This window comes from Streptomyces sp. NPDC001493 (genome assembly GCF_053597235.1).
This window is the reverse complement of record NZ_JBSFHV010000054.1, coordinates 1-11,190: the sequence shown is the minus strand read 5'-3', so window position 1 is coordinate 11,190 and position 11,190 is coordinate 1. Positions and strand designations below refer to the sequence as shown.

The following is an 11,190-nucleotide window of genomic DNA, read 5'->3' as shown; positions in this document are numbered from 1 at the left end:
CCGGTGTCGACGTGCAGGAGGGTGAAGGGGATGGGGGCGGGGGCGAAGGCCTTCAGCGCGAGGTGGAGCATCACGATGGAGTCCTTGCCGCCGGAAAAGAGGATCACCGGCCGCTCGAACTCCCCCGCCACCTCACGGAAGATGTGCACCGCCTCCGACTCCAGCGAGTCCAAGTGGCTGAGCGCGTACGGGTGGACGGTGCCTTCCGGCACGGTGGCGACGGACGTCACGCCAGGCCCCTCTCGGTGAGCAGCGCGTGGAGCGCGCTTGCGGACTCCTGCACGGTCTGCTGATGCGACTCGATGCGCAGGTCGGGCGATTCGGGTGCCTCGTAGGGGTCGTCGACCCCGGTGAGCCCGCTGATCTCGCCCGCGGCCTGCTTGGCGTACAGCCCCTTCACGTCGCGCACGGAGCACACCTCGACCGGTGTGGCCACGTGCACCTCCAGGTAGGGGGTGCCCTCGGAGTGGTGCCGCTTGCGGACGGCGTCACGACTGTCCGCGTACGGAGCGATCACCGGAACCAGCACCTTCACGCCGTTCGCCGCGAGCAGTTCGGCGACGAAGCCGATCCGCTGCACGTTCGTGTGGCGGTCCTCGCGGGAGAAGCCGAGACCCGCGGAGAGGAACTCCCGGATCTCGTCACCGTCGAGGACCTCCACCCGGTGGCCGCCGCTCTTCAGCCGGCCCGCGAGTTCGTACGCGATGGTGGTCTTGCCCGCGCTCGGCAGACCGGTCAGCCAGACGGTGGCTCCCGTCTCCGTCACGCTCATCGATATCTCCTGATCAGTCGTCATCAGCCGTGCAGCCCGCACTCGGTCTTGCCCCGGCCCGCCCAGCGTCCGGCGCGAGCGTCCTCGCCCTCCAGCACCCGGCGGGTGCAGGGCGCGCAGCCGACGGAGGCGTAACCGTCCATCAGCAGCGGGTTGGTGAGCACCCCGCGCTCCAGCACGTAGGCGTCCACGTCGTCCTGCGTCCAGCGGGCGATCGGCGAGACCTTCACCTTGCGGCGCTTCGCGTCCCAGCCGACCACCGGGGTGTTGGCCCGGGTCGGGGACTCGTCGCGGCGCAGCCCGGTCGCCCAGGCCGTGTAGCCGGTCAGCCCCTCTTCGAGCGGCTTCACCTTGCGCAGCGCGCAGCAGAGGTCGGGGTCGCGGTCGTGCAGCTTCGGGCCGTACTCGGCGTCCTGCTCGGCCACCGACTGACGGGGCGTCAGGGTGATGACCTTCACGTCCATCACCGCCTCCACCGCGTCCCGGGTCCCGATGGTCTCGGGGAAGTGGTAGCCGGTGTCGAGGAAGACCACGTCCACGCCGGGCCGGGCCCGGGACGCGAGGTGGGCCACCACCGCGTCCTCCATCGAGGAGGTGACGCAGAACCGCTCGCCGAAGGTGTCCGCCGCCCAGCCGAGGATGTCCAGGGCCGAGGCGTCCTCCAGCTCCCGGCCCGCCCGCTCGGCGAGCTCCTCCAGCTCGGCGTCGGTGAGCCCGCCGGCCCGCAGTGTGTCCGTCATGTGCGTTCCCCTTCCGCTCCGTCGCGCACCAGTCCCTGGGTCAGCAGGCCCAGGAACTTCAGCTGGAACGCGCGGTTGCAGGAGGCGCATTCCCATGCGCCGTGCCCGGTCTCGTGCGGGCGCAGGTCCTCGTCGCCGCAGTACGGGCAGTAGAACGGCGCGGCTCGCTCGCTCATGACAGCGACTCCGCGGTGGCGCGCGCCGCCCACGTGGCGAAGCGCTCGCCCTCTTCGCGCTCCTCCTGGTAGCGGCCCAGCACCCGCTCGACGTAGTCCGGCAGCTCGGCCGAAGTGACCTTCAGGCCACGGACCTTGCGGCCGAAACCGGCCTCCAGGCCGAGGGCGCCGCCCAGGTGTACCTGGTAGCCCTCCACCTGGTTGCCCTCGCCGTCCAGCATCAACTGGCCCTTGAGACCGATGTCCGCGGTCTGGATACGGGCACAGGCGTTGGGGCACCCGTTGATGTTGATGGTGAGCGGCTCGTCGAACTCCGGCAGGCGGCGCTCCAGTTCGTCGATGAGCGAGGCACCGCGCGCCTTCGTCTCGACGATCGCCAGCTTGCAGAACTCGATGCCGGTGCAGGCCATCGTGCCGCGCCGGAAGGACGAGGGGCGGACCTGGAAGTCCAGCGCCTCCAGCCCCTCGACCAGCGACTCGACCTGGTCCGGCGCCACGTCGAGGACGATCATCTTCTGCTCGACGGTGGTGCGCAGCCGGTCCGAACCGTGCGCGGCCGCGAGGTCCGCGATCTTGGTGAGCGTGGCACCGTCCACCCGGCCGACGCGCGGGGCGAAGCCGACGTAGAAGTTCCCGTCGTTCTGCTCGTGCACGCCGATGTGGTCGCGCCAGCGGGAGGTGGGCTGCGCGGGTGCGGGGCCGTCCAGCAGCGGGCGCTTGAGGTACTCGTCCTCCAGCACCTGACGGAACTTGGCGGGGCCCCAGTCGGCCATCAGGAACTTCAGCCGGGCGCGGGTGCGCAGCCGGCGGTAGCCGTAGTCGCGGAAGATCCCGACGACCCCGGCCCATACGTCCGGAACCTCGTCCAACGGCACCCAGGCGCCCAGGCGTTCGGCGAACCGCGGGTTGGTGGAGAGGCCACCGCCGACCCAGACGTCGAACCCGGCCCCGTGCTCCGGGTGTTCGACGCCGACGAAGGCGATGTCGTTGATCTCGTGGACCACGTCCTGGACCGGCGAACCGGAGATCGCGGTCTTGAACTTCCGGGGCAGGTTGGAGAATTCCTTGCTGCCGATGTACCGCTCGTGGATCTCGTCGACCGCGGGCGTCCCGTCGATGATCTCGTCGGCCGCGATGCCCGCCACCGGCGAACCGATGATCACGCGGGGGCAGTCGCCGCAGGCCTCGGTGGTGGAGAGCCCGACGGCCTCCAGCTTCTCCCAGATCGCCGGGACGTCCTCGATGGCGATCCAGTGCAGCTGGATGTTCTGACGGTCCGTGATGTCCGCGGTGCCACGGGCGTACTGCTGGGAGATCTCGCCGATCGCCCGCAGCTGGGCGGAGGTCAGCCGGCCGCCGTCGATGCGCACACGGAGCATGAAGAAGCGGTCGTCCAGCTCCTCCGGCTCCAGCACGGCGGTCTTGCCGCCGTCGATACCGGGCTTGCGCTGGGTGTACAGACCCCACCAACGCATGCGTCCACGAAGGTCGTTCGGGTCGATCGAGTCGAAACCGCGCTTGGAGTAGATGTTCTCGATGCGGGCGCGCACATTGAGAGCGTCGTCGTCCTTCTTGAACTGCTCGTTCCCGTTGAGAGGGGTGTAATGCCCCATCGCCCACTGGCCCTCGCCGCGGTGGCGTCCGGCCTTGCGGCGAGGCGTGGTGGTCGCAGGCTGTTCAGGGGTAGCGGCCATGACAATACGTCCTTCGGGACTGCGGGAGGGCGGCTCTGAGCTGCGCACTCGCGTGGACGCGGTGGTGCGACGGGGCTTGCAGAGGAAAGGGAGCGCGGCGGTGCTGGGACTCTCAGCCCGCCGGACAGATGGCGCTGGACATGCGGCAGAGGTCGACGTGACGTCGACTCACCAAGGCAATTCCAGTTCCAGACATGACGGAAGCGTGTCACGCGGATCTCCGGCCAGTCCATAGCTATCCATCATGCGGACGAGATCGTCTCGCACGGTGAGACGGTGTGGTTTGTGTCACCTGCGCATACCCCCGTTGGGTCACCATTGGTCCAGGAATGTCCCAAAGGTGCCCACGGGCCCCTGGCCGAAGGGGTGTTCAGCTGGTGGACGCCCTGCTCAGCAGGGGTGGGTGCGCCGGGGGGCACGCACGGATGCTCCGGGGCGCGCGGCGGAATGCCCCGGCGCGCGCCCGCCCGTTCAGACGGAGAACGCCCCCGGCCACGGCCCGGGGGCCGCGACCTCGGGCTCCGGCGCGACCTTCGTGTCGAAGAGCCGGAACCCCCGGCGCTCGTAGTTGGCCAGGGCATGCGGACCGTCCAGCGAGCAGGTGTGCACCCACACCCTGCGGGTCGCCCGCAGTCCGGGCCACCGCTCGGCGAGATCCCAGGCGCGTGCGGTGCCCACACCGAGCAGATGGCCGCCGATCCGGCGCCCCCGGAAGGCGGGAAGGAGCCCGAAGTACATGATCTCCACGACGCCGTCGTCCTGCGGGTCCAGCTCGATGTACCCGGCCGGCGTCCCGTTCACGTACGCCACCCATGTCTCGGCCCCCGGCCGGTCCACGATCTCCTGCCACTGGGCGTACGTCAGGCCGAGCCGGCCCGTCCACCGGACGTCCCCGCCGACCGCCGTGTAGAGGAAGCGGCTGAACTCCGGCGACGGCACCTCGGCGCGCACGATCGTCACGTCGCCGTCCGGCGCCTTCGCCGGTTCGAGATCGGCGGGGGAGGTCTGCTCCAGGGACCAGGTGGTCACATCGGTGGTGGGGGTGGCGGGGCGATCGGGGCTGTTCATGGGCGTCAGGGAACCACGACGGCCGCCGGGACGGGGAGGCGGGGGCCCGGACTCGCCGGAACGGGGGCGTTCTCCGGGGCATCGGGGCGCCGGTGCGTCCACCTCCGGGCCGTCTTCCGGGAGGCGTCTTCCGGGATGCCCGGGCCGGGCTCCGGGGACGCCCCTGCGCACGCCCCGGGACGCCCTTGCCCTCAGGAGCTCCGCGGCGCGGCCCTGGCCCGTACCACCACCGGCGCGGTCGAGTGCGGCAGCAGATCGGCCGGCTCCTCCGGGTGCACGACCTCCACGTCGACCCCTTCCCGGAAGCGGTACGGGCGGTGGGCCAGCACCTCCGCGAGGTGACGGCGCATCCGCGACATCTCGGCGCGCACCGTCACCGTGCGGGTGCCGTCGCCGAAGATCTCCCCCGCCAGCTCGGAGGCCGTACACCCCTCCTTGCGCAGCGCCAGCGCGTACAGCATCTCGGCGTGCCGGGGCGAGAGCCGCTGTGTCCAGGTCCCCACCGGCCCCGCCACGTGCACCACCGGCTGTCCGGCCCGCCCCAGGTCCAGCACCACCCGGCGCGGCGGTCCGTCCGAGGTGTGGTGGGACGTCCCGTCCACCACCTGGACCAGCCAGCCCCCGGGCAGCGGCTCCACCCGGCACATCCCCAACGACGGGAACCACACCCGGCCGGGGGCGAGCGACTTGGGCAGCGGCAGCCGGTCCACCGGCGGCATCCCGACCACCGCCGCCAGCCATCCGTGGGTGTCGACGGCGAGGGCCCGGCCGCCGATCCGGCAGAGGATCGGCGCCGCCACGGACCGCAGCCGCTCGATCGTCGCCAGATGCCGGTTGCGTATCTCGCTCTCGGCGAGCCTGGCCACCGAGTCCACCAGGGCCAGGGTCGCCGGGTGGAAGGTGGACTCCGGACCGCTGACGTCGACGATGCCGATCAACCGCCCGTCACGCGGGTCACGCACGGGGGACGCGGCGCACGTCCAGCTTTGCAGGACGTCCACGAAATGTTCCGCGGAGTGCACCCGAACGGGGGTACGCGCGGCCAGCGACGTACCGATCGCATTGGTCCCCCGCACCGGCTCGGTCCAGGTGGCACCCTCCTCCAGCCGGATGCCCTCCGCCCGCCGCAGCACGGAACGGTCGCCCTGCCGCCACAGCACGCGCCCCTGCGCGTCGCAGACCACCATGATCTGGCGGCTGCCGTCCACGAAGGAGGCCAGCCCCTCGCGCAGCAGCGGCATCACCGCGCCGAGCGCCGTGGAACGCCGCTCGTGCTCGATCTCCTCGGCCTCCATCAGCACACCGTCCGGTGCCCGCTCCGGATCGACGCCGCTGCGCAGCACCCGGGACCAGGAAGCGTCGATCTCCGCCCGGGGCGCCGCACCGGTAAGACGGCCCGAGAGCCGCGCCTCGCGGGCCCGGCGCAGCGCGCGTACCGCGTCTGCGGGCGCCGGCGGGGGCGTTCGGGCAGGGCCTGTCTCCCCCACTGGTTTCACGAGTTCTCCCCCACACAAGGTGCCTCGGGCCCCGGACGAGGTCCCAAGGTACTCGGCCTGCCGTCGGTGGGGGCCCGCGCGTTCCACGTGCCCGCCCCGCTTGCAACCCTTTGCAACTCTGGCCAAGCATCGGGCGAAGGGTGAGAATGTGTCCACACCGTTCGGCGCGGCTTCGCGCCGGCGCCGCCCGGTGCAGCACCGGCGGGGAGGGTGGTGCCGTGTCGGCGCAGCACCACCCTCCTTCGCTGTCCCCGGCAGCCCCGCGCCCGCCGACCGCCCGCCCGCGGACCGGACCCGGTGGAGCTCAGCGCGTGTCCACGACCGGCCGTGCCCGGGAGACGACGGACGCCAGGTCGAGCGTGTGCGGCAGCGTCCCGAACGCCGAACCCCAGTCACCGCCCAGCCGCGAGGCGCAGAACGCGTCGGCGACCTCCGGCGGCGCCCAGCGCACCAGCAGCGACCCCTGGAGCACCAGCGCCATCCGCTCGACGATCCGCCGGGCCCGTGCCTCGACCCCGTCCAGATCGGCCAGTTCGGTCAGCAGGTCCTTGATCGCCGCGTCCAGCCGGTGATCGGCTCCCCGCGCCTTCCCGACCTCCCGCAGCAGCGCGTCCAGCGCCCTCGGCTCCCGCTGGAGGGCGCGCAGCACGTCGAGGGCCTGCACATTGCCCGAGCCCTCCCAGATGGAGTTGAGCGGCGCCTCGCGCAGCAGCCGGGGCATCCCGGACTCCTCGACGTACCCGTTCCCGCCCAGGCACTCCAGCGCCTCGCCGACCACCGCGGTGCACCGTTTGGTCACCCAGTACTTCGCGGCCGGCACGGCGAGCCGCAGGAACGCCCGCTCCTCCTCCGTGTCGGCGTCGTACGCGGCGGCCAGCCGCATCCCCAGCACCGTCGCCGCCTCCGACTCCAGCGCCAGGTCGGCCAGCACGTTGCGCATCAGCGGCTTCTCGATCAGCAGACCGCCGAACGCGCTCCGGTGGGTGCTGTGGTGGATCGCCTGCGCCACCGCCTGACGCATCAGCGCGGCGGAACCGACGACGCAGTCCAGCCGGGTCGCCGCGACCATCTCGATGATGGTGCGCACCCCCCGGCCCTCCTCGCCGACCCGGCGGGCCCACGTCCCGTCGAACTCGACCTCGCTCGACGCGTTGGACCGGTTGCCCAGCTTGTCCTTGAGCCGCTGGATCGCGAACACGTTCCGGGTGGAGTCCGGCAGTACCCGGGGCACCAGGAAGCAGGTCAGACCGTCGGGGGCCTGCGCCAGCACCAGGAATCCGTCCGACATGGGCGCGGAGCAGAACCACTTGTGCCCGGTGAGCAGGTACTCGCCCTCGGCGGCGAGCGGCTCGGCCCTGGTGGTGTTGGAGCGGACGTCCGTACCGCCCTGCTTCTCGGTCATCCCCATCCCGAAGAGGACCCCGGACTTCTCCGTCGCCGGCCGCAGCCCCTCCTCGTACACGTGCGAGGTCAGCAGCGGCTCCCACACGGCGGCGAGCGCCGGGTCGGTGCGGAGCGCGGGCACCGCCGCGTGCGTCATCGACAGCGGGCAGCCGTGCCCCGCCTCGGCCTGGGTCCAGACCAGGAAGCCGGCCGCGCGCCGCACATGGCCGCCCTCCCGGCCCCAGGCGTCCGTGAGACCGGCGGTCACGGCGTGACCCAGCAGCCGGTGCCACGCCGGATGGAATTCGACCTCGTCGATCCGATGTCCGTATCGGTCGTGAGTGCGCAGTTTCGGCGGATTCTCGTTCGCCTGCGTCCCCCACTCCTGCGCCTGGGCCGATCCGGCCGCCTGCCCGAGCGTGCTCAGCTCCCGCCGGGCCTCGGACAGGACTCCGGGGGCGAGATGTCGTTCCACCGCTTCGGACAGGGCGCGGTCCGCGCCGAAGACGTCGTAGCCGACCAGCGGCGGTACCTGATTGGTCACTGTGTGGGTGGTGGCTGCCATGCCGATACGGTAAGGACGTGCAGGCAGCAAATGAAACACCCGAGCGGAGATCGAGCCGGCTCCACCGTGCCCGAGTTCTCTACCGCAACGTCTCCAAGCGGCAGATGGCGTGGCATCTGCTCAAGGACACCGTCAACTCGTGCATGGAGTACCGCATCCTGGGGCTCGCGGCCGAGGCGGCGTTCTTCACCCTGCTGTCCCTGCCACCCCTGCTGCTCGGGCTGATCGGGCTTCTCGGGTACGTCGACGACTGGACGTCCACCACCACGGTCGCCTCCATCGAGCGCAACATCCTCGACGCCGCGCAGACCGTCCTCTCCGAGCGCGGCGTCAACGACTTCGCCAAGCCGCTCCTGGACGACATCACCCACGGGGCCCGCCCCGACGTGATCTCCATCGGCTTCGCCATCGCCCTGTGGTCGGGCTCCCGCGCGGTGAACGTCTTCGTCGAGACCATCACCGTGATGTACGGACTCGACGGCCAGCGCGGCATCGTCAAGACCCGCCTGCTCGCCTTCCTGCTGTACGTCGTCGCCCTGCTGCTGGGGGCGGTGGTGCTGCCGCTGCTGGTGGCGGGCCCGGACCGGGTGGTCGAGCTCGTCCCCTGGGGCACCGAGGTCCTCGCCGTCCTGTACTGGCCGCTGGGCATCGTGCTCACCATCGCCTTCCTGACCACCCTCTACCACGTGTCCGTCCCCGTCCGGTCGCCGTGGATCGAGGACGTCCCGGGGGCGCTGGTGGCGCTGGGGATGTGGGTGATCGGCAGTTACGTCCTGCGGTTCTACCTCACCAGCACCGTCGAGGGCCCGACCATCTACGGCTCGCTGGCCGCCCCCATCGCCGTACTCCTGTGGATCGGCGTCTCCGCCTTCGCGGTGCTCGTCGGGGCCGCGGTGAACGCCGCCATCGACCGGGTGTGGCCGTCCCTGGCCACGGCCGCCGCCCGCGAGGCCAACGACCTCGCCCGTGCCGCCCAGGCCGCCGAGTTCGTGGCCCGGACCCGGCCCTCCGCCTGGGCGATGTACGCCGACGACGAGGACGGCGCCGACGAGGGCGGCGACATGCCCTCCGAGTTCCCCGAACGCTGGTCCCGCTTCCTGCCCCCGGACGACCTGAGGTCCCGGCTCCACGCGGCCTGGGACAAGGAGTCGAGGGAGACGAAGGAACACAAGGCGCACCGCGACACCGGAGCCCACCGGCACGACAGGGTTCACCGGGACGACAAAGCCCACTGGGACGACAAGGCCGACTGGGACGACAAGACGCACCAGGAGCCGAAGGACTCCGCCGACGGCCCGGTCGGCGGCTCCACCTGGCGGCCGGGGCCGCCGCAGTAGGACCGGGGCGGGCGCAGTAGGACCGGGGCGGGCGTTCCGGACCTGTGGCCGTCCCCGGAGCGCCCGTGCCTCAGCAGTCCTCCGGGGCCGTCCCCGGATCGGTCAACGACAGCCCCAGCTGAGCCCTTTCGGTGACCCAGCGGGTCGGGCGGTGGCGCGGGTCGCCGGTCGTCGCGTACAGGGCACGGCTCAACTCCCGCATCCGCACCGCCCCGACCCGGTCGCCCCAGGCCAGCGGACCCTCCGGATAACCGAGTCCGGTGGTGACGGCGAGGTCGATGGAGGCCGGGGTGGCGAGCGACCGCTCCGCGATGGACGCCGCCACCGAGACCACGGAGCCCAGCAGCCGCTGGGCGACGGAGCCCGCCGTGTCCCGTACCACCGACACGGCGTGCGGCTCGGTGCCGTCGGCCGCCCGGGCCAGCACCGCACGGGCGTCCCGGGCCGCCACCGGATCGCCCGCCGGGGTCACCGCCAGCACCCGGCGCCTGGCCACCGGCGGCAGCGGATCGACCCCGAAGGTCCGCTCCGGCGGCAGCCCCTGCCCGGCGACCGCGGCGGCGACGGTGGTGCCCCAGACCGGTACCAGCACCACGGCGCGCGCTGACGGCGCCGCGCCGCGTTCGATCCGCGCCCCCGCCGCGTCCAGCGAACCGATCAGGGCCTCGGTGTACGCGTCACCGGCGGGCAGGCCCCCGGCCGCGAGGAAGACCGGCCTTCCCGCGTCGCCGGTCACCGGCCGCTCCGGGGCGGGGCCGCCCGCTCCCTCGGCCCCGTAACCGAACCAGCCCCGCTCCGTCTTGCGACCGTGCAGCCCCGCGGCCACCCGGTTCGGGGTGAGGTAGGAGGGACGGAGCCGGTCCTCGTGCCGGAAGCCGGTCCAGACCGAGTCGATGACGGCGGCCGTCACGTCCAGCCCGGTGAGGTCCATCAGCTCGAACGGGCCCATCCGCAGACCCAGGACGTCCCGGGCGATCCGGTCGATGTCCGCCGGACCCGCGACCGACTCCTCCAGCAGCGCCAGAGCCTCCGTCACCAGTCCCCGCCCCGCGTGGTTGACGAGGAACCCCGGGGTGTCGGAGACGGTCACCGCACGGTGCCCGCACCCCTCCACCAGCGCGGTGAGGGCCGCCGGGATCTCCGGCCGGGTGGCCGCCCCCGGCACCACCTCCACGAGCCTCATCAGCGGCACCGGGTTGAAGAAGTGCAGCCCCGCCAGGCGCGAGGGGTCGGTGAGCGTCGCCGCGATGCGGGTCACCGACAGCGAGGAGGTGTTGGTCGTGAACACGGCGGACGCGGGCAGCACCCGCTCCAGCTTCCCGAACACCTCGGCCTTGGTCTCCAGGTCCTCCCGCACCGCCTCGACGACCAGCTCCACCCCGGGCCCGGGCACGAACGGGTCGTCCAGCGGCACGATCCGGTCCGCCGCCGAAGCGGCGTCCGCCTCGCTCAGCCTTCCCCTGGCCACCGACCGCTCCAGCATGGACCGTACGTGGCCGAGGGCATCGGCCACCGCCTCCGGCCGCACGTCCGCCAACTCCACGGTGTGCCCGCCCGCGGCGGCCCACTGCGCGATACCCCGGCCCATCGCTCCGGCGCCGACGATCCTGATCCGCATGACAGAGGGTCCTTCCGACGACGGGTCCGGGCGGGCCCAGCGTAGACAGCCCCGGCGGACCGGGCCGGGACGGGAACGGATCCGGCCCGGTGGCGTACCTCACCGTGACCGGCGTCATGGAGCGGCGTGCGCCACCCGCATACCCTCGGGCCCGGAGAACACCGCGCCACCCCGCAGTCGCCCGCGTACGCCGTCCCGGCCGCGAGCCGTCCCCCGTAGGGCGTGTGTCGAAAGTGGCGCCTGTCCGGCGACGCCCGGCACGCACGCTCGCGGCGTTGTCGGGATCACCCCGATACATCCAGTATCGGGGCGGCCCTCCGCCTTGCGATCGCACGCACCGG

The 11,190-nt window shown here is 72.3% G+C and carries 10 protein-coding genes and 1 pseudogene; 1 reads left to right on the top strand and 10 read right to left on the bottom strand.

The window, feature by feature from the left end:
• From ACWCWD_RS36835 to ACWCWD_RS36795, 9 genes and pseudogenes are all read right to left on the bottom strand, one after another.
• On the bottom strand, positions 1-230 hold a 230-nt coding region (locus ACWCWD_RS36835; RefSeq protein ID WP_450779983.1), incomplete at its 3' end, for a phosphoadenosine phosphosulfate reductase domain-containing protein.
• The gene (cysC, locus tag ACWCWD_RS36830; RefSeq protein ID WP_386892146.1) at positions 227-772 is read right to left on the bottom strand and encodes an adenylyl-sulfate kinase; all 546 of its coding nucleotides are present in this window, start codon (positions 770-772) and stop codon (positions 227-229) included. The genes ACWCWD_RS36835 and cysC, both read right to left, overlap by 4 nt.
• Before the next feature lie 23 nt (positions 773-795).
• A complete protein-coding gene (locus ACWCWD_RS36825; protein ID WP_450779981.1) occupies positions 796-1,512 on the bottom strand; it encodes a phosphoadenylyl-sulfate reductase in 717 nt (238 codons plus the stop codon).
• The gene (locus ACWCWD_RS36820; RefSeq protein ID WP_327178782.1) at positions 1,509-1,688 is read right to left on the bottom strand and encodes a hypothetical protein; all 180 of its coding nucleotides are present in this window, start codon (positions 1,686-1,688) and stop codon (positions 1,509-1,511) included. The genes ACWCWD_RS36825 and ACWCWD_RS36820 overlap by 4 nt, the downstream gene beginning before the upstream one ends.
• Entirely contained in the window at positions 1,685-3,382 is a 1,698-nt protein-coding gene (locus ACWCWD_RS36815) for a nitrite/sulfite reductase (protein WP_266710262.1), read from the bottom strand. Before ACWCWD_RS36815 ends, ACWCWD_RS36820 begins: the two co-directional genes overlap by 4 nt.
• Positions 3,383-3,494: 112 nt before the next feature.
• A pseudogene (locus tag ACWCWD_RS36810) lies at positions 3,495-3,566 on the bottom strand (putative leader peptide); the annotation flags it as partial.
• A 287-nt stretch (positions 3,567-3,853) separates the two neighbouring features.
• Positions 3,854-4,450 carry a GNAT family N-acetyltransferase gene (locus ACWCWD_RS36805; RefSeq protein ID WP_450779979.1) on the bottom strand — a complete coding sequence of 199 codons (597 nt, stop codon included), beginning with the start codon at positions 4,448-4,450 and terminating at the stop codon, positions 3,854-3,856.
• A gap of 191 nt (positions 4,451-4,641) precedes the next feature.
• Complete coding sequence (locus tag ACWCWD_RS36800) at positions 4,642-5,937, bottom strand: GAF domain-containing protein (protein ID WP_450779985.1); 1,296 nt, start codon at positions 5,935-5,937, stop codon at positions 4,642-4,644.
• 313 nt (positions 5,938-6,250) lie between these two features.
• Positions 6,251-7,894, bottom strand: a complete 1,644-nt coding sequence (locus ACWCWD_RS36795; protein ID WP_450779977.1) for an acyl-CoA dehydrogenase family protein — start codon at positions 7,892-7,894, stop codon at positions 6,251-6,253.
• 17 nt (positions 7,895-7,911) lie between these two features.
• Between ACWCWD_RS36795 and ACWCWD_RS36790 the strand changes: the two genes are divergently transcribed.
• Positions 7,912-9,231: a YihY/virulence factor BrkB family protein gene (locus ACWCWD_RS36790; RefSeq protein WP_450779974.1), complete on the top strand. Its 1,320-nt coding sequence runs from the start codon at positions 7,912-7,914 to the stop codon at positions 9,229-9,231.
• 70 nt (positions 9,232-9,301) lie between these two features.
• Here the strand turns inward: ACWCWD_RS36790 and ACWCWD_RS36785 are convergent, their stop codons facing one another.
• Positions 9,302-10,849 carry a 3-hydroxyacyl-CoA dehydrogenase NAD-binding domain-containing protein gene (locus tag ACWCWD_RS36785; protein ID WP_450779972.1) on the bottom strand — a complete coding sequence of 516 codons (1,548 nt, stop codon included), beginning with the start codon at positions 10,847-10,849 and terminating at the stop codon, positions 9,302-9,304.
• Between the last annotated feature and the right edge of the window lie 341 nt (positions 10,850-11,190).